Source organism: Nocardia sp. NPDC049149 (assembly GCF_043197455.1).
Lineage (GTDB): Bacteria > Actinomycetota > Actinomycetes > Mycobacteriales > Mycobacteriaceae > Nocardia.
The window spans coordinates 99,701-122,868 of the sequence record NZ_JBICTD010000017.1; the positions used below are offsets into that span (position 1 = coordinate 99,701).

The 23,168-nt window shown below is 66.6% G+C and carries 24 protein-coding genes; 10 read left to right on the forward strand and 14 right to left on the reverse strand.

Annotated elements, in window-relative coordinates:
• The first annotated feature begins 22 nt into the window (after positions 1-22).
• The gene (locus tag ACGFNJ_RS41960) at positions 23-907 is read left to right on the forward strand and encodes a hypothetical protein (RefSeq protein ID WP_393461840.1); all 885 of its coding nucleotides are present in this window, start codon (positions 23-25) and stop codon (positions 905-907) included.
• A 5-nt stretch (positions 908-912) separates the two neighbouring features.
• On the opposite strand, the gene ACGFNJ_RS41965 is transcribed toward ACGFNJ_RS41960, so the two are convergent.
• Both ACGFNJ_RS41965 and ACGFNJ_RS41970 read right to left on the reverse strand, forming a co-directional pair.
• Positions 913-1,353, reverse strand: coding sequence for a hypothetical protein (locus ACGFNJ_RS41965; RefSeq protein ID WP_393461842.1), 441 nt, complete (start codon positions 1,351-1,353; stop codon positions 913-915).
• Positions 1,354-1,574: 221 nt separating this feature from the next.
• Positions 1,575-2,633, reverse strand: a complete 1,059-nt coding sequence (locus ACGFNJ_RS41970) for an endonuclease/exonuclease/phosphatase family protein (protein WP_393461844.1) — start codon at positions 2,631-2,633, stop codon at positions 1,575-1,577.
• A 178-nt stretch (positions 2,634-2,811) separates the two neighbouring features.
• Here ACGFNJ_RS41970 and ACGFNJ_RS41975 point away from each other — a divergent pair, with 178 nt between their 5' ends.
• The 3 genes from ACGFNJ_RS41975 (at position 2,812) to ACGFNJ_RS41985 (ending at position 7,069) form a co-directional block, all read left to right on the forward strand.
• Positions 2,812-4,515, forward strand: coding sequence for a bifunctional metallophosphatase/5'-nucleotidase (locus tag ACGFNJ_RS41975; protein WP_393461846.1), 1,704 nt, complete (start codon positions 2,812-2,814; stop codon positions 4,513-4,515).
• Between the two features lie 307 nt (positions 4,516-4,822).
• Entirely contained in the window at positions 4,823-6,832 is a 2,010-nt protein-coding gene (locus ACGFNJ_RS41980; RefSeq protein ID WP_393461848.1) for an SDR family oxidoreductase, read from the forward strand.
• A gap of 18 nt (positions 6,833-6,850) precedes the next feature.
• Positions 6,851-7,069, forward strand: a complete 219-nt coding sequence (locus tag ACGFNJ_RS41985) for a cold-shock protein (protein ID WP_393461850.1) — start codon at positions 6,851-6,853, stop codon at positions 7,067-7,069.
• 18 nt (positions 7,070-7,087) lie between these two features.
• On the opposite strand, the gene ACGFNJ_RS41990 is transcribed toward ACGFNJ_RS41985, so the two are convergent.
• The 3 genes from ACGFNJ_RS41990 to ACGFNJ_RS42000 all read right to left on the reverse strand — a co-directional run bounded on the left by ACGFNJ_RS41990 (position 7,088) and on the right by ACGFNJ_RS42000 (position 9,361).
• Positions 7,088-7,306 (reverse strand): hypothetical protein, encoded by a 219-nt coding sequence (locus ACGFNJ_RS41990; RefSeq protein WP_141718075.1) that lies wholly within the window; start codon positions 7,304-7,306, stop codon positions 7,088-7,090.
• A gap of 204 nt (positions 7,307-7,510) precedes the next feature.
• Positions 7,511-8,167 carry a cutinase family protein gene (locus ACGFNJ_RS41995; RefSeq protein ID WP_393461852.1) on the reverse strand — a complete coding sequence of 219 codons (657 nt, stop codon included), beginning with the start codon at positions 8,165-8,167 and terminating at the stop codon, positions 7,511-7,513.
• A 165-nt stretch (positions 8,168-8,332) separates the two neighbouring features.
• The gene (locus ACGFNJ_RS42000; protein ID WP_393461926.1) at positions 8,333-9,361 is read right to left on the reverse strand and encodes a zinc-binding alcohol dehydrogenase family protein; all 1,029 of its coding nucleotides are present in this window, start codon (positions 9,359-9,361) and stop codon (positions 8,333-8,335) included.
• Between the two features lie 195 nt (positions 9,362-9,556).
• Between ACGFNJ_RS42000 and ACGFNJ_RS42005 the strand changes: the two genes are divergently transcribed.
• The gene (locus ACGFNJ_RS42005; protein WP_393461854.1) at positions 9,557-10,198 is read left to right on the forward strand and encodes a TetR/AcrR family transcriptional regulator; all 642 of its coding nucleotides are present in this window, start codon (positions 9,557-9,559) and stop codon (positions 10,196-10,198) included.
• Entirely contained in the window at positions 10,195-11,886 is a 1,692-nt protein-coding gene (locus ACGFNJ_RS42010) for an FAD-binding dehydrogenase (protein ID WP_393461856.1), read from the forward strand. The genes ACGFNJ_RS42005 and ACGFNJ_RS42010 overlap by 4 nt, the downstream gene beginning before the upstream one ends.
• 54 nt (positions 11,887-11,940) lie before the next feature.
• Here ACGFNJ_RS42010 and ACGFNJ_RS42015 read toward each other — a convergent pair whose 3' ends face one another.
• The 3 genes from ACGFNJ_RS42015 to ACGFNJ_RS42025 form a co-directional block, all read right to left on the reverse strand.
• Positions 11,941-12,870 carry an expansin EXLX1 family cellulose-binding protein gene (locus tag ACGFNJ_RS42015; protein ID WP_393461858.1) on the reverse strand — a complete coding sequence of 310 codons (930 nt, stop codon included), beginning with the start codon at positions 12,868-12,870 and terminating at the stop codon, positions 11,941-11,943.
• 255 nt (positions 12,871-13,125) lie between these two features.
• Positions 13,126-13,740 carry a helix-turn-helix transcriptional regulator gene (locus ACGFNJ_RS42020; protein WP_393461860.1) on the reverse strand — a complete coding sequence of 205 codons (615 nt, stop codon included), beginning with the start codon at positions 13,738-13,740 and terminating at the stop codon, positions 13,126-13,128.
• Between the two features lie 36 nt (positions 13,741-13,776).
• Positions 13,777-14,919: an acyl-CoA dehydrogenase family protein gene (locus ACGFNJ_RS42025; RefSeq protein ID WP_393461862.1), complete on the reverse strand. Its 1,143-nt coding sequence runs from the start codon at positions 14,917-14,919 to the stop codon at positions 13,777-13,779.
• Between the two features lie 151 nt (positions 14,920-15,070).
• Between ACGFNJ_RS42025 and hemC the strand changes: the two genes are divergently transcribed.
• Positions 15,071-16,000, forward strand: a complete 930-nt coding sequence (gene hemC / locus ACGFNJ_RS42030; protein ID WP_393461864.1) for a hydroxymethylbilane synthase — start codon at positions 15,071-15,073, stop codon at positions 15,998-16,000.
• A 181-nt stretch (positions 16,001-16,181) separates the two neighbouring features.
• Here the strand turns inward: hemC and ACGFNJ_RS42035 are convergent, their stop codons facing one another.
• On the reverse strand, positions 16,182-17,024 hold the full coding sequence (locus ACGFNJ_RS42035) for an IclR family transcriptional regulator (protein WP_069166893.1): 843 nt from the start codon (positions 17,022-17,024) through the stop codon (positions 16,182-16,184).
• 176 nt (positions 17,025-17,200) lie between these two features.
• Positions 17,201-17,416, reverse strand: a complete 216-nt coding sequence (locus ACGFNJ_RS42040; protein WP_393461866.1) for a three-helix bundle dimerization domain-containing protein — start codon at positions 17,414-17,416, stop codon at positions 17,201-17,203.
• 203 nt (positions 17,417-17,619) lie between these two features.
• Between ACGFNJ_RS42040 and ACGFNJ_RS42045 the strand changes: the two genes are divergently transcribed.
• Positions 17,620-18,102, forward strand: coding sequence for a nuclear transport factor 2 family protein (locus tag ACGFNJ_RS42045; protein ID WP_393461868.1), 483 nt, complete (start codon positions 17,620-17,622; stop codon positions 18,100-18,102).
• Positions 18,103-18,176: 74 nt separating this feature from the next.
• The gene (locus ACGFNJ_RS42050) at positions 18,177-19,226 is read left to right on the forward strand and encodes an aminotransferase class V-fold PLP-dependent enzyme (protein ID WP_393461870.1); all 1,050 of its coding nucleotides are present in this window, start codon (positions 18,177-18,179) and stop codon (positions 19,224-19,226) included.
• 157 nt (positions 19,227-19,383) lie between these two features.
• Here ACGFNJ_RS42050 and ACGFNJ_RS42055 read toward each other — a convergent pair whose 3' ends face one another.
• Both ACGFNJ_RS42055 and ACGFNJ_RS42060 read right to left on the reverse strand, forming a co-directional pair.
• Entirely contained in the window at positions 19,384-20,232 is an 849-nt protein-coding gene (locus ACGFNJ_RS42055; protein ID WP_393461872.1) for a fumarylacetoacetate hydrolase family protein, read from the reverse strand.
• Positions 20,229-21,119, reverse strand: a complete 891-nt coding sequence (locus ACGFNJ_RS42060; protein ID WP_393461874.1) for an amidohydrolase family protein — start codon at positions 21,117-21,119, stop codon at positions 20,229-20,231. The genes ACGFNJ_RS42055 and ACGFNJ_RS42060 overlap by 4 nt, the downstream gene beginning before the upstream one ends.
• Before the next feature lie 31 nt (positions 21,120-21,150).
• Here ACGFNJ_RS42060 and ACGFNJ_RS42065 point away from each other — a divergent pair, with 31 nt between their 5' ends.
• A complete protein-coding gene (locus ACGFNJ_RS42065; RefSeq protein WP_393461876.1) occupies positions 21,151-21,819 on the forward strand; it encodes a FadR/GntR family transcriptional regulator in 669 nt (222 codons plus the stop codon).
• Between the two features lie 14 nt (positions 21,820-21,833).
• Here ACGFNJ_RS42065 and ACGFNJ_RS42070 read toward each other — a convergent pair whose 3' ends face one another.
• Complete coding sequence (locus ACGFNJ_RS42070; RefSeq protein WP_393461878.1) at positions 21,834-22,829, reverse strand: aldo/keto reductase; 996 nt, start codon at positions 22,827-22,829, stop codon at positions 21,834-21,836.
• A 1-nt stretch (position 22,830) separates the two neighbouring features.
• On the reverse strand, positions 22,831-23,166 hold the full coding sequence (locus ACGFNJ_RS42075; RefSeq protein WP_393461880.1) for an L-rhamnose mutarotase: 336 nt from the start codon (positions 23,164-23,166) through the stop codon (positions 22,831-22,833).
• Between the last annotated feature and the right edge of the window lie 2 nt (positions 23,167-23,168).

Sequence of the window (23,168 nt, forward strand, 5' to 3'; positions counted from 1 at the left end):
ACTCGAGCGTCAGCTCCAGCACGTGACCGCTTCGGGTGCCGCCGCCCGCTTGGCCGAGCAGCAGGTCGCCGTGGTCCGCGACGATCCGGCGGCCAGGATTGCCCTGATGCGGCGCTGTTACGACGGCCCGTTCGGCAGCTCGCCGCAGCATCTGCCTTTCCGGCGGGCGGCGCTGTCGTTCATGCGCTGGCAGCTCCGGCGAGGTTTGCTACACCCCACGTCCAGCGACCATCCTGGGAGTCCGTGGTGGCGTGCGGTGAACGAACGCGTCCTCAGGGACGGCTGCGAGGCAGTAGCCATGAGCGGGGGTCTTTCCGGACCATCGTCCTCACCGACCGTCGACCTGTGGCTGGCGTTCGCCGAGCATCCGACCGCCCGCGCCTGGTATCGAGCGCACAACGGCAGCGTCGTGGCTGCCTACCTCGCGCATCGCGATCTCGCGGCGGCGGAGAACGCAGCCGAGCGCTTCTTCATGAATGTCGTGCTCTGCCGGGTGTTGTACGCGCATGCGCTCGTCGCGAACCCCCGCCTCGCACTGGCTTGGCTCCACCCGATCGCCCCGCCGCTCGGCGACCCGAGACTCGGCATGACCGGGATCTTCCTGCAACTGTCGCGCGTACTCCCCGACGAGTACCCACTCCGCAACAGCGTCGCGTCCTACCTCAGCGCCGAACTCGGATTCGGCAGGCTGCTGGACTACGGGGTGATCACGCCGAGGTCGCAGCGACTCTATGAGTGGTCAGCCGACGAGCTCGCCGCACCGGGCCTGCTGGACTGCATCCGCGACGGAGCCTTGACCTACGCGTGGCCGTTCGAGGACCGCGCCGTCTGGCAACCGCCGAACTCGCGTCTCGTCCAGCTGACTCACCGCGTGCTCCCACTCCCTCAGCGACAACTCGAGAGGTGACCGGCTCAGGCCACACACGTAACATCCGCGGGCCGTGGCGCATCCCAGTCGCTCGCCGCGATCCAGTCGAATAGCGCTAAGCGCCGCTCGATAAATCGCTGCAACCCGTCTTTGCTGCCACAGTCGGTGTTCAAATTCCCTTGCTTGTAGTACTTCGTGATCAGTTCCTTCAGCTTGTCGTTGTATTCGTCCTTCCTTTCGCACGTCGCCTGCTTGGTTTGCGTGTCGAGCACCGGATTCCCGAAGATTTCGCGGCGTGTTTCGGTGTGCACCGGCTGATCGAAGATGGCGGGCGACAGTTCCAGCCAGCCCGCGACCTCGGTATACCATCGAGCGTCGTGGTCGACACCGTCGCAAATCCGCTGCGTCACCTCGGGTGCCACACCGAACAGCGAGTTCTCGGCCGAAGCGGCCGGTCCGGGCAGTATCGCCATGGTGGCCAGCACAGCAGTGACCGACCATGTTATGCGTGAGAATTTCAAAGACCGAGCCCTCCATATGGTTGTGAACTATGGCCGTGCACTCACCTGCCTATCCATTAGCCACGCAGTATTGCACTCAAACCTGCTCGACCCCGAAATTCCCGCATCGGCCGGTGCGCCGCGCCATCGAACGCAAACATCGCCGCGACACAATGCCACGGCGATGCCGGTCTACTGCGCGGTGATCAGTTGATTCGGTAGGTGGCGAGCACTGCCTTGTGATCGGTCACCCATTTCGCGGGCGAGGAAATGAAATTGTCCTTGGTGTCCTCGTCCTTGCGGGCGTTGCGCACGATCGAACCACGCGGACCGACGATGCCGACGCTCGTCAGGTTCAGCCCGGCGCCCGGGCCGGTGAAGATGTAGTCGATGCGGTCACGCTCGTCGGCCTCCGGCGCCCAGGTGAGCTGGGAGACCGGCGCATCCGGGTTACTGGCCGGCCAGGTGAAGCCGGGGTGGGTCACCGGGTTCGGGTATGCGGACCGGTAGGCGTCGACGAAACCGGCCTGCTGCAGTCGGCGGGTGCTCTCCCACGGCACCACGACGCCGTTGTGGTCGAACAGGTTCGCCGTCGCGGGTGCCCAGTCGAACACGGACGGTTCGTTGAAGTCACCGCCCATGATCACCGAACGCCCCGCCGCCGCTTCGGCTTTCGCGTCGTCGATGAACCGCCCGATCACGTCCGGACGCCCCGATGCCACGTTCACCCGCTGCACCGTCGCCGCATCGGTCACCGGCCCGCCGGGCGTCTTGTTCCAGCCGAACTCGGAGTACTCGCCCGGCGCGGGCACTCCGGCGCCGTAGCCGCGCGGCAGGTAGGTCGCGTACCACCGATATTCCAGGTGTGCGGCGTACGCGGTCACCCGTTTGCCGTCGATGTTCAACCGCGCCTTGACCATCCACTGCTGATCGGCGCTGTCCTCGACCGGGTACGCCGAGAGCAACCCCGTGTCGCCGGAGGACACCGCGTTGAACTTCTGGCCCTTCTTCGCCAATGCGTCCGCGATCTTCTTCGTCGCCTGGTTCGCCTCGGACAGCAGCACCAGCGACGCCTGCGTGTCGATGATGAGATCGGTGACCAACCCGATCCCGTTGGAAATCTTGCTGCCGCCGAGCCAGATGTTGATCGCGAGCACCCTGAGCTCCCCGGCCGCGGGCGCCGCCCCGGCCATCGGCACTCCGGCGCCTGCGGCAAGCACGCCGCCTGCCGCCCCCAGCACTCTCATCGCATTGCGTCGCGTCATCGAACTCGTCATGGTGACATCACTCCGATCGTCTGCACAGCGGGACTTGGTCGTTCGCTCAATGGCTAGCCACCCGATCGGAATTCGCGGTGAACTGAACCAGAGCACCGCGCAAACACGCACGCAGACAGGCGTGTGCGGTGGCACCGGACGGCCGGGCCGTGGGACAGTCACTCCCATGACAGCGCACCGTCGCATCGCCATGGTTGTTGCCGGAGTCCTCAGCGTCGCACTGGTCACCGGGTGCGGCGGCGCCGACCCGAAGAGCGAGCAGCCGACCACCTCGACCGTGCCTGCGGTGATCCCGCTCATCTCCACCAACGACCTGCGGGAGGCCAAGCCCGATGAGGTGCATCTGTTCGGGCTCAACGATCTCCACGGCAACCTGCAGCCGCCCGCCGGGGCCACCGGCAAGATCGCAGGCACCGACGCGGGTGGCGCGGCCTATCTCGCCACGCATCTGGCACGACTGAAGGCGGCCTACCCGGCGAGCGCGATCGTCATGGCAGGCGATGACATCGGCGCGAGCCCGCTGGTCTCCGGCCTCTTCCACGACGAGCCGACCGTCACGTTCATGAACAACATCGGTGTCGCGGCCTCTTCGGTCGGCAATCACGAATTCGACCGTGGCGTCCTGGAATTGGCGCGCATGCAGCAGGGCGGGTGCGCCCTGGACGGGTGTTCGCCCGGCGCACCGTTCACCGGCGCGAAGTTTCCGTACCTGGCCGCGAACGTGACCGACGCCGAGGGCAAGCTGCCGCCCGCGCTCAAGCCGTGGACGATCCTCGAGGTCGGCGGACACAAGATCGGTGTCGTCGGCACGGTGACCCCGGACACCACGAATCTTGTTTTCCCGGAAGGTATTCGCGGCTTCCGCTTCGGCGACGAGGCCGAGGCGATCAACCGATACGTGCCTGAGCTCAAAGCAGCGGGCGCCGAGACCGTGGTGGCGTTGCTGCACGACGGCGGCAGCCAGCAGACCGCCAAGGACGTTCCGGTCGACTACAACGGTTGCGCCGACATCTCCCCGAACGTCACCGGTCTCGCTACCCGCGTCGACCCTGCGGTCAAGGCGCTGTTCACCGGGCACAGCCACCAGTCCTACGTGTGCACCATCGACGGCAAGGTGGTCACCCAGGCCGCGTCGTACGGCAGGTTGATCACCGATCTCACGCTGCGGTTCGCCCCCGACGGCGTGCAGGCCTCGGCGGTCAATCGAGTGGTCACCAGGGAGGTGACGCCGGACGCGGCCACCACCGCGCTGGTCGATTTCTATGCCGAGCAGGCGCGCCCGCGCACGGCGCGGGTGGTCGGCACAGCCGCCGAGGTGCTGTCGCAGAGCCCGAATCCGGCGGGTACCTCACCGCTCGGCGAGGTCATCGCCGACGCGATGCTCACGGCGACGAGCGGACCGGCCGGCGCGGTCGCGGCCTTCATGAACCCTGGCGGCGTGCGCGCCGATCTCAAGGCGGGGCCGGTCACCTACGGCGACATCTTCACGGTCCAGCCGTTCGGCAATCAGGTCGTCACGCTGACGCTCACCGGCCAGCAGGTGCTGCGCCTGCTCGAACAGCAGTGGACCAACACCAGCAAGCCTGCCGTGCTCTCCCCCGCGGGCATCACCTACGCCTATTCGGACTCAGCGCCCAAGGGCGCCAAGGTAATTGGCGATACCGTCCGGATCGCCGGGCAATCACTCGACCCGGTCGCGACCTACCGCATCAGCACCAACAGCTTCCTGGCGTCCGGCGGTGACGGCTTCACCACCTTCACCGAGGGCACCGACAACGTCGCGGGCCCGACCGATCTCGATGCGCTGGAAGCGTTCTTCCGTGACAAGCCGCCGATCCAACCACCTACTGCGCGAGTCGAAAAGCGTTAACTTGCGCTACCCAGCAATTTACTGAACAAGCGACCAGTACGTAGATAGCTGGAAATTCTTGTAACACTTACCCTTTGACCTGCGCCGATAGGTGACCAGTTCCACAGCGTGATCCAACCCGGAGCGCTTGCCGGGGTTGTCCACGATCAATTACTGTTTCCTATAAGTCAGGACGAAGGGGTTCCTACTTCGGCCCCGACCGCTGTTGCCGCGCGTCGCGGCCGAACCACACCAATCTCCGCATTCACCGTTGCATGCCGGATGACTTGTGCGACAACACGGTTCGAATGAACAGCAGGAGAGGGCGATGGCTACTTACATCGTTACGGGCGGTACCGGATTCTTGGGGCGGCGGGTCGTTCAGGAGCTCCTGGACAATGATCCCGACGCGGTCATTCATGTGCTGGTGCGCGAGGAATCGCTGCAGAAGTTCGCCGACCTCGCCACCGCGTGGCGCGGCGGCGAGCGGGTGTTCTCGCTGGTCGGTGATCTGACCGCCGACGGCCTCGGCCTCACCCGCGAGGCGCCACGCGCTGACCACGTGATCCACCTCGGCGCCGTCTACGACATGACCGCCGACGAAGACACCGCGCACGCGGCCAACGTCGCGGGCACCAGGTCGGTGCTCGCCTTGGCCCGCGAGATCGACGCTGTGCTGCACCATGTTTCGTCGGTCGCCGTCGCAGGCGACCACAAGGGCAAGTTCTTCGAAGAGGACTTCGATCTCGGCCAGCAGCTGACCTCGCCGTACCACCGGACCAAGTTCGCGGCCGAAAAGCTCGTGCGCGAATCGCACGGGGTGCGCTGGCGGGTGTACCGGCCCGCGATCGTGGTCGGCGACTCCCACACCGGCGAGATGGACAAGATCGACGGCCCGTACTACTTCTTCTCCGCCATCGCCAAGCTCGCCGCGTTGCCGTCCGAGGTGCCGCTGCCGCTGCCCGACCTCGGCGCCACCAACATCGTGCCGGTCGACTACGTGGCGGCCGCGATGGCCACCCTGGTGCGCAGGCCCGGCCTGGACGGACGCACCTTCCACCTGGTGAACCCGGAGCCGCAGCCGTTCCGCGAGGTGTACCGCGCGCTCGCCACCGCCGCGGGCGCACCCACCGGGATCGGCGTCGTGCCGGGCAGCGCCATGGCGCTCAACGGGCTCGCGCAGTTGCCCGGCGTGCCGACCGTCCGCGATTTCCTGTTGGAGCAGTTGGGCATTCCCGCCGCCGTCGCGCCGCACGTGTCGTTCGCGGCGGAGTTCATCTCCGACTCGACCAGGGCACAGCTGCGCGGCGCCGGTCTGTCGGTGCCGTCGTTCGACAGCTATGCCGACCAGCTGTGGCAGTACTGGCGGGCACACCTCGACACGCATCGCGACCGCCCCGAGCTCCCCCGCGCGGCGCTCGACGGCCGGGTCGTGCTGATCACCGGTGCGTCGTCGGGCATCGGTCTCGCCACGGCGCACGCGGTCGCCCGGCGCGGCGCGGTGGTGTTGATGGTGGCGCGCGGCAAGGACGATCTGGCCGACGCCGCCGACTCGGTGCGCGCGGAAGGCGGTGTGGCCCACGACTATCCGTGCGACATCACCGACGCGGACGCGGTCGAGACGCTGGTGCAGACCATCCTCGCCGAGCACGGTCACGTCGACTATCTGGTCAACAACGCTGGCCGCTCGATCCGCCGTTCGGTGCTCAACTCCACCGACCGCATGCACGATTTCGAGCGGACGATGGCGGTCAACTACTTCGGCGCGGTCCGGCTCATCCTCGCGCTGCTGCCGTCGATGCGCGCCAGGCGCTTCGGCCACGTCGTCAACATCTCCTCGATCGCGGTGCAGACCAAGGTGCCCCGGTTCGCCGCCTACGTCGCGAGCAAGTCGGCGCTGGACAACTTCAGTGAGATCGCCGCGGTCGAAAACCGGGATGCCGGAATCACATTCACCTCGGTGAGGATGCCGCTGGTGCGCACCCCGATGATCGCGCCGACCGATCTCTACCGCTCGCTGCCGGTGCCCGATCCGGATCAGGCCGCCGCCATCGTGGTGCGCGCGCTGGAGGATCGGCCGCACCGCATCGACACCCCGGTCGGCACTTTCGCACAGGCGGTCGAGTTGCTGATGCCGTCGGTGAAGCGGACGATCCTGCACCAGGGCTTCCGTCTCTTCGGGGAATCGACTGCGGCACAGGGGAAGAAGAGTGCCGCGCAGGCGGGCGACTCGGGCCGGAATCCGTTGACGGTGCTCGGTCCGGTGCTCATGCCGTTGATGGCGCTGCCCGGGCCCGCCGCGCGGGTGGCGCGGGTGGTCCCCGGCCTGCAGTGGTAATCGCGCGATGATCGACGCATGACCGAGGGCATCGTCAAGTTCTACAAGACCGAAAAGGGTTGGGGTGCGATCGCGTCCGCCGAGCTGCCTGCCGGCTGCGACGCGTTCGTCCACTTCAGCGTCATCGAGGGCACGGGGTTCCGTGCCCTCGATCCGGGGGACCGCGTCGACTTCGATTACGAGGCCGCGCAGCAGGACAGCTTCCAGTTCCGCGCCACCAGGGTGCGCAAATTATGAGCGAATGAAACGACCGGATCAGGCGCGGGCCTGATAGGTCGGCGTAATATTCGGATATCGGTAGTGGATTCGCGCGATGCAGTTGCGCACGGTGTGCAGCTCGGCATGAAGTTCGCGCAGTCGGTGCGTTTGGAATGTCCTTTCGGCAGTTGAGATTGCCCGGGTAAGTCCACGGGCGTGAGCAGCGAGCAAGTCCAGAAACACCCGGGCTTGTGCGATGTCGGGATCATCGGACATTTGCTGTTCCTATCACGCTGGACGGGGCCCACACCACCCGAACTGTCCGCGTTCCATCGGATTTCGCCGCACCGTTTCCGAATCGAAAAGGACCACAGGCGTTTCAGAGAATTTGCTGTGCGATATGAAACAATTCGCTACCCTGCGCACGGCGTCGACGGGGCCGACAAGAGAGTCGACCCCGCCGATTTCCCGCCGACGAACTCACACCAACCTGGCGGCCAAGCTCGCCGCAGGCCACATCGCCCAGCCGTAGTTGCCGTGCTGTGTCGGATCCGCACCGGCACCGCACACCGGATCGCCGCCGGTGCAGTAATTGCCGGTGCGCCAGGCGTAGACATCTGGCACAGCCGCCCCGTTCAGCAGCAGCGGATCACCGAACAACAGCACCGCGGCCACCCGCGACTCGTACTCGAACGGCAACGTACTGATGCCGCCGAGCCCGCCCACCGCACCGGTGCCGAGCACACCCTGCGTGACGACCGCGCCCTGCGAATACCCGACCAGGACGAATCGCTGATCCGGGCAGACCGAGGACTGCCACATCACATGCGCTGTCATATCGGAGGTGCCACGACTGATCGAACTCGGATCGAGCAGGTCGGCAGGATAATTCACCCGGTATGCGCTGACGCTCACCGGAAGCGCCTGGCGGATCGTGTCGAAGAGCGGGTCGCCGATCGCCGAACCCAGATATCCGGGTTCTTGCGTTCCTCGTGCCACCACCACATCGACCGCCGCACAAGACGATGCCCACGCGGGCAATCCTGTCGCCGTTCCGAATCCCGCGACGAGCAGTAGCACAACGAATGCTTGCACCACCCGCCACTTGTCGAAATGAATTACCTTTCGGTTTGCCATCGTGATCACCCACTCACGCCGTTGTGAGAAGCCGAGTGACGCTTGTCAAAGACAAGCGGCACTCGGCTGTATATCCGCGAAGGTAAGAACCGCTGACCGGGTCGTCAAGGAAGTCGACCCGAACGATGCGGACTCAGCCCCGAATCGTGTCCTGATTCAGCATTTCTACGGGACGAGAACCGCTGCGCCAGTGAAACGTCCATGCGCGAGATCGGCCAGGGCCTGATCCGCCATCCCAAGGGAATACCCACGGGTGGTCACTTCTATGCGGTGTTCGCCTGCGAGCGCGAGAAATTCGCGGGCGTCGGCGCGGGTGTTGGCGGTGACAGAGCGAATCTCCCGCTCCTGGAACAGGTGCCGCTGATAGTTCAGCACCGGGATATCGCTGAGGTGGATGCCCGCGATGGCGAGGATCCCGCCCCGATCGAGCGCCTCGAGCGCGGGCAACACCAGGGTGCCGACGGGCGCGAACAGGATCGCCGAATCCAGTTGCACCGGAGGCGGATCCGCGGCGCCCTGCGCAGAGGCAGCGCCGAGCTCGAGCGCCAGCTCCTGCGCCGCCGGGTCACGGGTCATCACGTGCACCTCGGCGCCGCGGGCGAGGGCGACCTGCGCGGCGATATGCGCGCTGCCGCCGAAGCCGTAGACCCCGAGGCGGCCACCGGGCGGTAGTTGCGCTCGCTGCAGCGAGCGGTAACCGATGATCCCGGCACACAGCAGCGGCGCCGTCTCTGCGTCGGTGTACCCCTCAGGCAGTCGCAGCGCGTAAGCCGCTGGCACAGTGGCGAATTCGGCGTAGCCGCCGTCGGCGTCCCAGCCGGTGTATACCGAACGGGGGCAAAGGTTTTCGCTGCCGCGCAGGCAGTACTTGCACGCACCGCAGGTGCCGCGCAGCCAGGCGATGCCGACGCGGTCGCCCACCGCGAACGTCTCGGCGAAGCGGTCGTCCGCCCCCGTCGCCCCGACCGCGGCGCCGACCGCAACGACCTCGCCGACCACCTCGTGGCCCGGCACTACCCCGGCCCGGTGCACCGGCAGATCACCCTCGGCCACGTGCAGGTCCGTTCGGCACACGCCGCACGCGAGCACCCGGATCAGCAGTTCGTCGGACCCGGGTTCGGGCACCGGTTCGCGCACCTGGTCCAGCGGACCTCCGTCGATCGGCCCGGGGCGGCGCACGCGCCACCCGGTCATCGATGCCGACCGAGCCATCTCGTTCATGCCGATCTCCCCTGTGTCGTAAGAAAGCAACGGTCGTCTCGAGTCGAGTTCGACCCTACTAGGCCGATTTCGCCACGTCACAGCTCCGCTTCTGATACATTTATGTATCGAATACGTTTCTGTATCCAACCGGCCGTCTGTTCCCGGTCCCGTCCGAGGAGGTACCCGTTGGCGTCATCCACCGAGGCAGGAGCCGCGGCGACCAGGGTGACCCGCCGCCGCGCCGAAACCAGGGACCGCCTGCTCGCCGCCGCCTACGACGCCTTCGCCGAGGAAGGCTTCGGCCGGGCCACCGTGGAACGCGTCTGCGAACGGGCCGGCTTCACCCGCGGTGCCTTCTACTCCAACTTCGCCTCGCTCGACGAGCTGTTCCTCGCCATGTGGGAACAGCGGTCGGCCGCGATGCTCGCCGAGGTCCAGCGCGTCCTCGACGAGATCACCGTCACCGGCGGCGACGACGTGCGCGGCTCGATCGAACGCCTCGAGCGCGCGGTGCCGATCGACGAGGCGTGGTATCGGATCACCGCGGAATTCACCGCACACGCCTTGCGCAATCCCGGATTGCGGCAGGTGATGGCCGCGCGGGAGGAAGCCATCAGCACTGCGCTGATGCCGACCATCATCGCCGCGCTGGCGCGCATCGGACGCACCGTGCCAGATCCGGAAACACTCGGCCAGGCGCTCGTCGCGGTGCACGACGGCACCAGCGTGCAGGTGCTCATGGAACCGCGCAGCCGTGCCGTGCGCCGCAGGCGCACCGAACTCTTCTTCCATGTCGTGCTGGCCTACAGCACCGAAACCGAAGGATGACCATGTCCAACACCAGTCCCGAATTCGCCGCCGCGGCGGATGTCATCGTGGTCGGCGCAGGCCTAGCCGGGTTGGTCGCGACCCACGAGCTGGTCAAAGCGGGCCGCAAGGTGCTCGTGCTCGACCAGGAGAATCGCAACAACCTTGGCGGACAGGCCTTTTGGTCGCTCGGCGGGTTGTTCTTCGTCGACTCGCCGGAACAGCGCCGCCTCGGCATCAAGGACTCCTACGAACTGGCGCTGCAGGATTGGCTCGGCTCGGCCGGCTTCGACCGGGAGGACGAGGATCTGTGGGCGCGCCAGTGGGCGCAGGCGTACGTGCGGTTCGCGACCACCGAGAAGCGGGACTATCTGCACGATCTCGGCCTGAAGGTGACGCCGGTGCTCGGCTGGGCCGAGCGCGGCGGCGGATTCGCCGACGGGCACGGCAATTCGGTGCCAAGGTTCCACCTCACTTGGGGCACCGGGCCGGAAGTGGTGCGAGTGTTCGCCGAGCCGGTGCTGGCCGGTGAACAGCGCGGGTTGGTCGGCTTCAACTTCCGGCATCAAGTGGACGAGCTGATCGTCGAGAACGACGCCGTCGTCGGGGTGCGTGGCAGTGTCCTCGAGGCGACCGACGTCGAACGCGGCAAGAAGTCGTCCCGAACTGTGGTGGGCGAGTTCGAGTTCCGGGCCAAAGCGGTGATCGTCACGTCCGGCGGCATCGGCCACAACCACGAGCTGATCCGGCGCAACTGGCCCACCGAGCGGCTCGGCAAGTGCCCGGAGACGATGATCTCCGGGGTGCCCGCACACGTGGACGGCCGGATGCTCGGCATCACCGAGGCCGCGGGCGGCGCCGTCGTCAACCGGGATCGGATGTGGCACTACACCGAAGGCATCATGAACTGGGATCCGATCTGGCCCGATCATGCCATCCGGATCATCCCCGGGCCGTCGTCGCTGTGGTTCGACGCGAACGGAAGGCGTTTGCCCGCACCGTGTTTCCCCGGTTTCGACAACAACGCCACCATGAAGGAGATCCTGTCCACCGGCTACGACTACTCCTGGTTCGTGCTCACCCAGTCGATCATCGAGAAGGAGTTCGCGCTGTCCGGGTCCGAGCAGAACCCGGATATCACCGGCAAGGACCTGAAATTCGCGCTGAAGAGCCGCATCGCCAAGGGTGCGCCTGGCCCGGTGGAGGCGTTCAAGCAGCACGGCGTCGACTTCGTGGTCGCCGACAACCTGCGTGACCTCGTCGCCGGGATGAACAAGATCGCGCGCGGCCCGCAGCTCGACCACGACGCGCTGGAGCGCCAGATCGTGGCTAGGGATCGCGAAGTGACCAACAAGTACTCCAAGGACAGCCAGCTGATGGCGATCACCAACGCGCGGCAGTACATCGGCGACAAGGTGGTCCGGGTCGCCAAGCCGCACCGGATCCTCGACCCGGCGGCCGGGCCGCTCATCGCGGTGCGGTTGAACATTCTGACCCGAAAGACGTTGGGCGGCTTGCAGACCAACCTCGACTCGCAGGTGATCCGGCAGGATGGCAGCGCGTTCCCCGGGTTGTATGCGGCGGGCGAGGTGGCCGGGTTCGGCGGTGGTGGCGTGCACGGGTACAACGCGCTGGAAGGCACGTTCCTGGGCGGGTGCATCTTCTCCGGGCGGGCCGCGGGGCGCGCGATTGCGGCGAAAGTCGGTTGAGGACTGCGGTTTACGGGTAGGGGCTATCGCCCCCACCGACTTAAAGGCTGGTGTCTACGGCTTACAACTGATCGCAGTCATATCCGAGTCGAGTTGCGGTCGTGGCGCCGCCACCAGCGTGGTCGGTGCGGTGATCGGTGGCGGCGGCGAGATCGGGGCCGTGATCAGCGGTTCGCCGGTGTAGAGCCGGGCCCCGCTCACTCGCGTTCCCGCATCCAGCGTGATGCCTTGGATTTCCGCGTGATTGCCGTGCACGTCGGTGATCCGCGCGGCGAACGGCCCTGGCCCGGCGCCGGTGATGGACCAGTAGTTGTCCATGCCGCGGGACATGGTCTGCCACGCGCCACCGGCCGCGGGCCGAATAGTGACCTCCCGCAACGGGTTTCCGGCGCCGCTGACGAGCATCGAGAACCACACGGCGGTGGAGTCCGGCTTCACCTGATACGACAGCTCCGACGGCGGCTCGGGATTGCGCACCACCGAGTAACGGACCTTCGCCACCCCTTCGACCGGGTCGGCGATCTGGTCGAACGCGGCCTTGCTCAGATCCAGTTGTCCCGGAGCACATCCCGGGCAACGGTCGACGATTTGCGCGCGCACGTCGCCGTGCGGGCCCTGGATGTCGAGGAACGCACCGCACGGATCGGCGGTGCCGTATTCCGGCGTCGACATCCCGACGTAGAAGCCGTCCAGCGGCAGTCCGGGGAACGAACACGCCACCCCGTGACTGAACGCGTAGTAGCGCGCCTCCCCCGAAACGACCGGCTGCGGCGGCGGCACGGAGCTGGTGAGCGGGCCGAAAGTCATGGTGACAGCGGGCGTTCGCGACGTCGCCGACTGGGCCATCATCGCGTCTCGCGCGTCGCAGCGCACCGGCTCGGGCCGGGTGAGCCAGACGGCGACGCCTGCGATGGCTACCAGTCCGATGCCGGTCCACAGCCAACCGGAACGGAAGTGTCGCTGGTTGATCGGTATCCGGTGCATCGCTCCCCGACTCCGGCTCACCTATGCGTGACTGCGCCGCGCACTCGCTCGGCTCCGTCACGCGGAGGGTGCGCGGCAACCTGCTGCGCTCCCTCACGGACTGTCCATCCTGACGTCCCTTAGGAAAGCAGCCGAACGCCCGCCGCATGCGATGAACGAAAATTCTTCGCAGTGAAAGACTCACGCTTCAGCAAGCATGGGGCAAATCCCCAGCATCCAACTGGACACTCCGGCAGCCCATCGGAAATCATCCGGTCACGACGCGCGGCTGCGCGCCTTCCTGGTGATCTTGGCCGCGCGTTTGTCGACGTCGGCGAGCAGCTCCCTGCCGAACTCCGCCTCCGCCTCGTAATGCCGGACACACCAGCGCAGTACGGCGGCCGGATACGGACGCTGCGGTTGCTCGGTCGCGGCATCCGCCTCGGCAAGTCCGCGCATCCGCTCCGCGTAACCGATGTGCTCGGTGAGGATTTCCCGCAGCCGATCCGGCTCGGCGAGATGACCGAGCCAGGCCCGCAGCATCACGCTGTGCTTGAGCACCGGCGCCTCCACCGGCGCGTGATTGACCCAATGTGCCGCTGCCGCACGCCCACTCGCGGTGATCGCGTACATCCGCTTGCCGCGCACGCCATCCTCCTGCAGCACGGTGCGCGAGCTGGCGTAGCCGTGCTTCTCCAACCGTTTGAGCTCGGCGTAGATCTGGCTGAACGACGGACTCCAGTAGAAGAACTGCAGGCTGCTGTCCGCCCATTTCTTCAGGTCATAACCGGAGAGCTCGTCGGCGTGCGACAGCATCCCGAGCACGGCCCAGCTGGTCGTCGGGAGATCGGGCACCTCGGCGTCCGCCGGGTTTGGCTGCGCATCGGTCACGACTAGGACTATATCGTCTAGGCATATGCCGGAGGGTCAGGCGAAACCGTCCATCAGCGAAAGCACCCGCAGCATCACCTCGTCCGCGCCGCCGCCGATGCTCAGCAGACGACTGTCCCGGAACGCGCGGGAGGTCCAAGTCTCCGACATATAGCCCATCCCGCCGTGCACCTGCAGACACCAGTCCGCCACCTGCCGAGTCAGCCTGCCCGCGTCGAGCTTGGCGATCGTCGCCATCCTGGTGACATCGCCGCCTGCGGCGTAGGCCTGCCCGATCGCCTCGGTGTAGACGCGAAGCATGTCGACCTTCGCGGCCAGCTCGGCGTAGGTGTATTGCAGGTACTGGTTCGCCGTCAGCGGCTGGCCGAATACCTTGCGCTGCTTGGCGTAGTCGCGGGTCATCTCCAGCTGTAGAGCACAACTGATCGGCGCGCTGTAAGCCGCGAACATCCGCTCCATCACGAACTGCGACATCTGCTGCTGGAACCCGCGGCCGATCTCACCGATCGTGTTGCGCACCGGAACTCGCACATCCTCGAAGGTGAGCAGGCCGGTGTCGGAGGCGCGCATGCCGAGCTTGTCCAGCTTGCGATGCACCTTGAAGCCAGGAGCATCGGTCGGCACGATGATCTGGCTGATGCCCCGATACCCGCCCTCGGGCGAGGTGCGCACCAGCGTGCACAGCCAATCGGCCTGAACGGCGTTGGTGATGAACATCTTCGAGCCGTTGATCACCCAGTCGTCGCCGTCGCGGCGCGCCTGCGTCCGGATGGCCGCCACGTCCGAACCCGCCTCCGGCTCGGTAACCGCCACGCCACAGACGGTTTCACCGCGCATGGCCGGTGCGAGATATTCCTGCTTGAGCTCCTCGCTGCCGTGCGCGTGCAGCGACGGCGTCGCCATCGCGACGTGCACGCCGAGCGCCATCGGAAACGATCCGTGCGCGACCCGGCCGAGCTCCTGACACAGCACAACCGTGAACAGATGGTCGGCGCCCTGCCCCGAATAGGCGGGGTCGTATTCGAGCCCGAGCATCCCGAGTTTCGCCATATCGGCGAATATCTCGTGCAGCGGCATCATTTCGGCCTCTTCCCACGCATCGACGTGGGGGTTGATCTTCTGTTCCAGGTAGCGCCGGACCATCGCCCGGAATTCCTGATGTTCGTCGCTGTACAGCACGTGGTGCTCCTAACCCCGGCCAGTCCCGCCCCGGCCCTCCCATTGTCGTCGCCGCGAGGATGCGCGCGGCAGGTTCCGCGGACAGATCGTCCGATAGGTAAGGCGGGCCTCGGTCGAGAACGGGTCGGCGCCGGGAGTAATGTCGGTCGGCATGTCGCGTTCGCGCATTATTCGCATTGCCACCCGCTCGAGTCCGATGGCATTGGCCCAGGCCGAACAGGTCGCCGGGCTACTTGCCGGGCTCGGGATGGACAGTGAACTGGTCAAGGTCACCACCGCCGGAGATCGGTGGATGGGTGACCTGGCCAAGCTCGGCGGCAAAGGCGCCTTCGTCAAAGAGATCGACCACGCGTTGCTCGTCGACGAGGCCGACGTTGCCGTGCACTGCCTCAAGGACATCCCCGGCGATATCCCGGTGCCGGAGGGGCTCGCGTTCGCCGGCTACCTGCCCCGCGACGACGTGCACGACGCGGTGATCACCAGCAGTGGCGCGCCGCTGGCCGAGTTGCCCGAGGGGACCGTGGTCGGTACCAGCTCGGTGCGCCGGACCGCACAGCTGCGGCTGCACTACCCGCACCTGACGGTGCGGCCGTTGCGCGGCAACGTCAATACCCGGCTGGCCCGCCTCGAAGAGGGACATATCGATGTGCTCATCGCGGCCGTCTCCGGACTGCACCGCGTTGATCAGGCGCATCGGATCACCGAAACCCTCGACCTCGACACCATGTGCCCGCCGATCGGTGCGGGCATCATCGTCCTCGAATGCCGCAACACCGACACCGAACTGCTCGAACTCGGCGCGAAGCTGGATCACGCGGACACTCACCGGCAGGCGGATGCGGAACGCGCGATGCTGCATGCGCTGCAAGGGCACTGCAACTCCCCCATCGCGGGCTACGCGACCACCGACCGCACCGGTCGGCTCACGTTGCACGGCAAGGTGTTCAATCTGGACGGAAGTCAGTGGTTAGACTCACACCACTGGGGTGTGCCGGAAGATCCGCAGGCGCTCGGGTTCTTCGTCGGCGCGGATCTGCTTCGCCAGGGGGCGCGGGCGCTGATCGACTCGATTCCGCACTGAGCGGAAGTCCGCGACAGGCGAAATCGCAACTGCCGACAGCGTTCAGGGGCGGAATTCAGCGCAGGCAGCGTTCAGCGGGAGGCGAATTGCCACTGCTGACAGTGCTCAACAGCGGAATTCAACGCAGGCGGCGGTCAGCGGCAGGCGAAGCGCAACCGCTGACAGTGTGCAACAGCGGAATTCAGCGCCAACGAGCGTGGCGCGGGAACAGCGAGCGGCCTGCCTCGTGCGCGACCTCGACGAGGACGCGGGCGAGGCGGGCGGTGTCCAACGTGGTTCGCTCACCACCGATGTTCCCGGACAACGACAGCGCGGCCACCGCGGCGCCGCGACCGCGGATCGGCACCGCGACGCAGGCGATGCCGAGCACCGACTCTTCGTTGTCCACCGCGACACCCTGCCGGTGCCTGACCCGCGCGAGTTCCCGGTGCAATTCGGTTCTCTCGCAAATGGTTCGCGGCGTGAGCTGCGGTAGTCGGTCACGGAACGAGGTTTCCACGATGCTCGGTTCCAGCGACGCGAGCAGCGCTTTACCCAAAGCCGTACTGTGCGCGGGCATCCGGCCGCCGAGCCGAGTCGGCACGCTCGCGGTGCATCGGCCGCCCGCCTTGTCCAGGTAGAGCACCTCGCGACCGTCCAGCACGCCGAGATGCCCGACCATGCCGGTGCGTTGACACAGATCGTGCAGCAGCGGGCTCACCACATCGCGAATCTCGTTGTGGTCGGCGGCAAGTCCGCCCAGCTCCAGATTGCGCATGCCGAGCCGATAGCCGCCGGGCGCGTGCGCGAGCCAGCGCAAGCGGATCATCTGATCGAGAATGCGATGCACCGTGGACCGGGGCAGGCCGGTGCGTTCAGCGAGACCGAGTAGGGTGAGCGTCGGCGTCGCGCCGTCGAAAGCCTCCAGTATCAGCGTCATTCGCTCGATCATGGACACCGGCGGCTGTGGCGGCCGAGCGGACGCTGGTCCCGATCCCGTCCACAACTCTCCGGACTCGGGATGGGTCACCGCCTCGACCGTCATAGCTCACCTCCACGTGTGCTCGCCTAGAGCTTAGAAGTATTTCTATTAGGCATGTGCGTTTTCGGCACACACCTTTGTGTCCCCCATCACAATGCCTCGGCGAGCACGAAGTGGAATCCCGGAAACTACGGAGACCACTACGGATCTTCTCGCTAGCCGGAACCGAGTGTTGACAACTATGCGGAGCCGACCCGCTGACCGACCAAGGCGTACAACCACTCTCGGGTGTAGCGCTCAGCAAGCAGCGGCAGGAACGTGTCGATCGTCGCGTGGTCGGCGACATGGTCGTAGGCCGAGTGGAGGAACTGCTCGATGGCGTCGTCCGCGACGATGCCGTCGAACTCCTTCTCCAAACGGTTCGCCGCGGCATCCAAGGCGACAGACTGATCCAAGGCAGGATCATGCCGACGGGTCGTGGTCGGGGTGACAGGACTCTCGTTCACAGCAGGCTCCCGTGACGATTCGATGCGATGAGCGCATGCATGGCATCGGCATGCCTCGCTCTACCGAGTACCCACCCCACCGGATCGGACACTCCCCGAGATCAGTCCCTAAAACTAGAACAGGTTATTGTTTGATGTGTCAGGCTGGGGTCATGGATCTCGAGGCCATGGAAGCGGTTCGGCAGCTCAAGTATCAGTACTTCCGCACGTTGGATCTGAAGCGGTGGGACGAGTTCGCCGACACTCTCGCCGTCGACGCGATCGGGCGTTACGGCACCCGTGCGCTCGGAGAACCGCTGGAGTTGGACGGGCGGGCGGCGATTACCGCGTTCATGCGGGAGAACCTCGGCCCCGAGGTTGTCTCCGTACACATCGCGAACCACCCCGAGATCCACGTGGACGGCGAAACCGCCAGCGGCTCATGGGCTTTCGAAGACACCGTGATCGCGACCCAGTACGGAGTGCTGATCAGGGGTGCCGGATACTATTCCGACACCTACCGTTTGGACGGCGACGGCCGCTGGCGGATCACCTCCACCAAGTATCAGCGGATCTACGAATCGATGCAGACGCTCTCGGACACGCCCAGTTATCAACTGCTGGCGAACATGTGGGCAACGCCCACACCGCAGTAGCGGGCGAGTAGAACGGTCCACTTTCGGCTCCCTGGCGCTGGACGGGAGGCCTGCGGGCGGCGAATGCTGCCATTATGACGTCCCTCGCCCCCGACGAGTTCACTCTCGAAGCCACCTACCTCAACACAGCCTCCTACGGCCTGCCCTCCGCACGGTCGTTGACCGCCGTCCGCGAAGCCAACGCGCAGTGGTCGAGCGGCCGGGGCGCACCAGCGACGCAAGACCATCTGGTGCCGCAACTGCGCGAGTCGTTCGCCAGGCTGTTCGACGGCGCGACCGCCGACGACATCGCGATCGGCGGCGGCGTCGCCCCGCTGATCACACCGGTCGCCCTCGCGCTGCCGCCCGCTGCCGAAGTGCTGGTGGCCGAGGGTGAATTCGCCTCGGTGACCATGCCTTTCCTGTATCGAGGCGATCTCACGGTGCGCACCGTTCCACTGGAACGGCTTGCAGACGAGGTGCGGCCGGAGACCGCGTTGGTCGCGGTGAGCGTCGTACAGTCGGCGGACGGCCGGGTCACCGACCTCCCGACTCTGCGTGCGGCCACCAACGCGCACGGTGCCCGGCTGTTGGTCGACGCCACCCAGGCGGCGAGCTGGCTGCCGTTGACCTTCGCCGACGCCGACTACTGGGTGTGCGCGACCTTCAAATGGTTGATCGGTGCGCGCAGCGTCGCCTTCTTCGCGGCGGGACCGGAGGCCGCCGCGACAGTGCGCCCGGTCAGCCTGAGCTGGTACGCGGCCGAGGATCGATGGGCCGAGCTGTATCGGCCGGTCGCCTTGGCGACCACCGCCCGCCGTTTCGACTCGACACCCGACTGGCTCGGCGTGATCGCCGCGAGTGCGGGCATCTCGCTGATCGAGGAGCTCACCGTCGAGAAGATCAACGCGCACAACCTCGACCTGGCTGACCGCTTCCGGGCCGGGTTGTCCGCGCTCGACCTGGCGTTCGTGCCGAGCCGTTCACCGATCGTGACGCTCTCCGGCGCGGGCGATGCCGCCGGACGGCTGGAGCAGGCCGGGGTGATGACCTCGGCACGCAACGGCGGGCTGCGGATCTCGTTCCACCTGTACAACGACATCGACGACGTCGACCGGGCGCTGGAGGTGCTCGCCGACAGGTGATGTCGGCGGTGCGGCGGCCACCACACCGCAGCCATCCGGCACCCCGCCACCACAACGCGGCCGTGTCGGCACCTCACCGCCGCGCCACGGCCATCCGGCACCAGGCACCAGGCACCAGGCACCAGGCACCAGGCACCAGGCACCAGGCACCAGGCACCTAAGCAGCATCCCGGAACACCTGCCTCGCCCGCCCGATCCCCTCGATCTCGACCTCGACCACATCACCGTCGCGCAGGTACGGGTACCGACCGGAAAGTGCCACGCCCGCAGGCGTTCCGGTGTTGATGATGTCGCCGGGTTCGAGGACGGCGTATTGCGACAGGTGCCAGACGAGGAAGCCGACATCGAAGATGAGGTCGGCGGTGCTGGAGTCTTGCCGCGCTTCGCCGTTCACGAACGACCGCAGCCGCAGGTCGCCCGGGTCGAGCCGGTCGCGCGGCACCAGCGCGGGGCCGAGCGGATTGAATGTCTCGCAGCACTTGCCTTTCGACCATTGTCCGCCCGAATGTTCGAGCTGGAATGCACGTTCCGAGACGTCGTTCGAGATGGTGTATCCAGCAACGTGATTCAGCCCTGATTCGGCCGAGTCGAGGTACCGCGCCCGCCGCCCGATGACGAGCGCGAGTTCGACCTCCCAGTCGGTCTTGCGGGAATCGCGCGGGATCAGCACGTCGTCGTACGGCCCCACCACAGTGTTGGGTGTCTTGAAGAACACGACAGGCGCCTGCGGCGGCGCCGAACCCGATTCCGCGGCGTGCGCGGCGTAATTCATGCCGACGCACCACACCGCCTGGGGCCGCGCGATGGGCGCGCCGATGCGCTGTCCGTCGATGTCGACCCGGGGCAGCTGTCCGGCCGCGAGTGCGGCGGCGACGGTCTCGATGCCGCCTGCGGCGAGGAAGTCGCCGTCGATGTCGCTGGTGAGTGGTCGCAGGTCGTAGGCGTGCTCGCCGTCGACGACGATCGGCTGTTCCGCGCCGGGCTCACCGATGCGCTGCAACTTCATTCGAGTTCTCCTTCGGTCATCCAGGTGGGTGCGAGGGGCAGTTGGTATGTCCGCCATGCCACTTCGGTCAGCACCTGCACCCGTTCGGCCGGATCGAGGTGGGCGAGGGTGGCCATGGTGGTGCGCCACACGGTGGGATAGGACGCGGCGGTGAGGGTGAAAGGCCAATCGCCGCCGACCATCAGCCGTCCCGGCCCGAACACCGCCAGTGCGTGGTCGACATACGGTTGCCAGCGTGCGGCGCTGATTTCCGTGCCGGACACTGTCGCCAATCCGGAGATCTTGGCCACCACGTTCGGCGCCGACGCCGCGTCTGAGAGCAGGTCGGCCCACGGTTGCCAACCATTCGACGCGATCGGCGGCTTGCCGAGATGGTCGAGGATGATCGTCAGGTCCGGGTGCTCGCGCGCGATCAACGGAACCTGGGCAAGCAGATCCGGCCGTTCGGCCACCGCGTCGAAGGCAAGGCCCGCTTCGGCGAGGAGTGCCAGACTCTCGGAAACCTCCTGGCGCAGTAACCATTTCGGGTCCGGATCGCGATGGATCATGTGCCGGACGCCGACGAACTCCGGATGCGAACGCCACCGCGGCAATTCGGCGGCGACAAGCTCGGGCCGATGCAGCGGCAACCAACCGACCACCGCCGCAGGGCGCGAGGTGGCGACGGCCGCGGCAAGCAGCGCCCGGTTCTCGGCCAGCGAATCGGCCGCCTGCACCAGCACGATCGCGCCGACACCGTGGTCGGCCAGCGCCGGATCCACGTCGGCCAAAGTGTAGTTTTGGCGTAATACATCCGATGTTTCGTTCAGCCAATCGTACTGTACGTCGAATTTTCCGCCGTCAACCTGCCAGACATGGACGTGGGAGTCTACAGTCATCGGAGGCATAGCTTCACATCCTCGAAGGCGAAGGAAACAGGTGTCGGTCACCGACGACGCGATAGCGAAGATCAAAGCGATGATCATCTCCGGCGATCTGGAGCCGGGCTCGCGGCTCCCCCGCGAAGCGGATCTCGCCGCCGAGCTCGGCGTCTCGCGTAACTCGCTGCGCGAGGCAGTGCGGGCGCTGTCGCTGGTGCGGATCCTCGACGTGCGCCAAGGCGACGGCACCTATGTGTCCAGCCTGGAACCCAAGTCGCTGCTCGACGCGATGAGCTTCCTGCTCGAATTCCACCAGGACGATTCGGTTTTGGACATTCTCGGCGTGCGGCGGATCCTCGAGCCCGCCGCCACCGCGCTCGCCGCGCAGCACATGCCCGAGGACCACATCGAGCACTTGCGGACGCTGGTCGTGCCGGAGACGTCCTCGGTGACCGAGCTGGTGACGCTCGACCTGGAGTTCCACGCCGCGATCGCCGCCGCCTCCGGCAACAAAGTGCTTGGCTCGCTGCTGGATTCGCTGTCGATGCCGACCATGCGGGCGCGGATCTGGCGTGGGATCACCGAGGAACGAGCGTTCGAGCGGACCGTTGCCGAGCACCGCGGGATCTGTGACGCGATCGCCGCGCGCGATCCGGAGCTGGCGCATGCGCGTGCCCTCGCCCATGTGGCCGGCGTGATGGAGTGGCTGCAACGCGCGGCAGGGTGACACGCGCCAGCGGATCAGCACGGCGCCGCCTTGTCCAGTTCGTCCCAGAGTTCTTCCGGCACAAACGTATTCAGCATCGCAATGGTATCGGAGAGCTCCGCGCTGGTCCCCGCACCGATCACCGTCGCGGTGACGGCGGCGTTGCGGCGCGGGAATTGCAAGGCGGCCGCGCGCAGCGGGACGTCGTAGGTCGCGCAGAGGCGGTCCATCGCCAGCGCACGCTCCACCACCTCGCCGTCGGCCTGCCGGTAGTCAAAGGTCGCCCTGCGCACGGGATCCGCCAGGATGCCGCTGTTCAACACACCGGCCACCTGCACCCGGATGCCCCGGCGCGCGCATTCGGGGAGCAGCTCAGCCTCCGCCCGCCGGTCGAGCAAGGTGTATCGGCCCGCGATCATCACCTGATCGATGTCGGCCTCCCGAACGAAGCGCAATGCGACCGCCACATCGTTGACGCCGATACCGATTTCCGCGACCACCCCGAGATCCCGCATTCGTTGCAGCTCAGGCATCGCCCCGGCCAGCGCTTCCTCCTGGTAGTCGTCGGGATCATGAATCAGGAGCAGGTCGACCCGATCCAGGCCGAGCCGTTCGAGTGAGTCCGTCAACGACCGGCGGACTCCGTCGGCCGAATAGTCCCGTCGCCGTGAGCGTTTCGGCATGCCGTAGAAGTCGGCCGCACCGTCGGGAGCCTGCGGATCGTCATACAGCAGACGTCCAACCTTGGTGGAGAGCCGGTAGGCGGCGCGTGGACACTCGCGCAGGAACGCGCCGAGCCGCTCCTCGCTACCGCCTGCGCCATAGTGCGGCGCGGTGTCGAAGGCACGGATGCCCGCATCCCAGGCCGCCGCGAGCGCCGCCTGCGCGTCCTCGGCACGCACCGGGCGAAACAGGCCCGCATATCCCGCACCGCCGAGCACGATGTGCTCGAGGCCTTGCGTCACCCCGCTGCGCCGCGTGGTTGTGCCACCGGATCGCAGTGGCAATTCTTCGCCGTACCGCTGTTCCACGTCATTCTCCCGCTACCGGTGCGGGATTCAGCTCCCACACCACCGGCAGCCCCGCGTCGGCGCCCGCCGCCGAATAGTCGTGCGCCGCTGCCAGATACTCGTCCATCCGCAGCTGCCATGCGATGTTCACCGGCAGCTCGGCCAGTCGCTCGAGCAGCACATCGTATGCGGCACAGTCGATCACGTGAAACAGCTCGCTGCCGCTGCGCCAGATGGTCCAGTCGGTGACCCCGGCGGACCTGATCGCCGCGACCAACTCGGCGGGCACTGCGCGATGCGCCGCCTCGTACTCGACTTCCGCGCCCGGTTTCAGCCTGGTGTGCAACGCAATTCGCATCG

Bases quoted from the DNA above. Each gene is read 5' to 3' on its own strand.
- ACGFNJ_RS41970 (WP_393461844.1), bottom strand. From the start codon at position 2,633: ATGACGCGACGCAATGCGATGAGAGTGCTGGGGGCGGCAGGCGGCGTG.
- ACGFNJ_RS41975 (WP_393461846.1), top strand. From the start codon at position 2,812: ATGACAGCGCACCGTCGCATCGCCATGGTTGTTGCCGGAGTCCTCAGC.
- ACGFNJ_RS41980 (WP_393461848.1), top strand. From the start codon at position 4,823: ATGGCTACTTACATCGTTACGGGCGGTACCGGATTCTTGGGGCGGCGG.
- ACGFNJ_RS41985 (WP_393461850.1), top strand. From the start codon at position 6,851: ATGACCGAGGGCATCGTCAAGTTCTACAAGACCGAAAAGGGTTGGGGT.
- ACGFNJ_RS41990 (WP_141718075.1), bottom strand. From the start codon at position 7,306: ATGTCCGATGATCCCGACATCGCACAAGCCCGGGTGTTTCTGGACTTG.
- ACGFNJ_RS41995 (WP_393461852.1), bottom strand. From the start codon at position 8,167: ATGGCAAACCGAAAGGTAATTCATTTCGACAAGTGGCGGGTGGTGCAA.
- ACGFNJ_RS42000 (WP_393461926.1), bottom strand. From the start codon at position 9,361: ATGACCGGGTGGCGCGTGCGCCGCCCCGGGCCGATCGACGGAGGTCCG.
- ACGFNJ_RS42010 (WP_393461856.1), top strand. From the start codon at position 10,195: ATGACCATGTCCAACACCAGTCCCGAATTCGCCGCCGCGGCGGATGTC.
- ACGFNJ_RS42015 (WP_393461858.1), bottom strand. From the start codon at position 12,870: ATGCACCGGATACCGATCAACCAGCGACACTTCCGTTCCGGTTGGCTG.
- hemC (WP_393461864.1), top strand. From the start codon at position 15,071: ATGTCGCGTTCGCGCATTATTCGCATTGCCACCCGCTCGAGTCCGATG.
- ACGFNJ_RS42035 (WP_069166893.1), bottom strand. From the start codon at position 17,024: ATGACGGTCGAGGCGGTGACCCATCCCGAGTCCGGAGAGTTGTGGACG.
- ACGFNJ_RS42045 (WP_393461868.1), top strand. From the start codon at position 17,620: ATGGATCTCGAGGCCATGGAAGCGGTTCGGCAGCTCAAGTATCAGTAC.
- ACGFNJ_RS42050 (WP_393461870.1), top strand. From the start codon at position 18,177: ATGACGTCCCTCGCCCCCGACGAGTTCACTCTCGAAGCCACCTACCTC.
- ACGFNJ_RS42055 (WP_393461872.1), bottom strand. From the start codon at position 20,232: ATGAAGTTGCAGCGCATCGGTGAGCCCGGCGCGGAACAGCCGATCGTC.
- ACGFNJ_RS42060 (WP_393461874.1), bottom strand. From the start codon at position 21,119: ATGCCTCCGATGACTGTAGACTCCCACGTCCATGTCTGGCAGGTTGAC.
- ACGFNJ_RS42075 (WP_393461880.1), bottom strand. From the start codon at position 23,166: ATGCGAATTGCGTTGCACACCAGGCTGAAACCGGGCGCGGAAGTCGAG.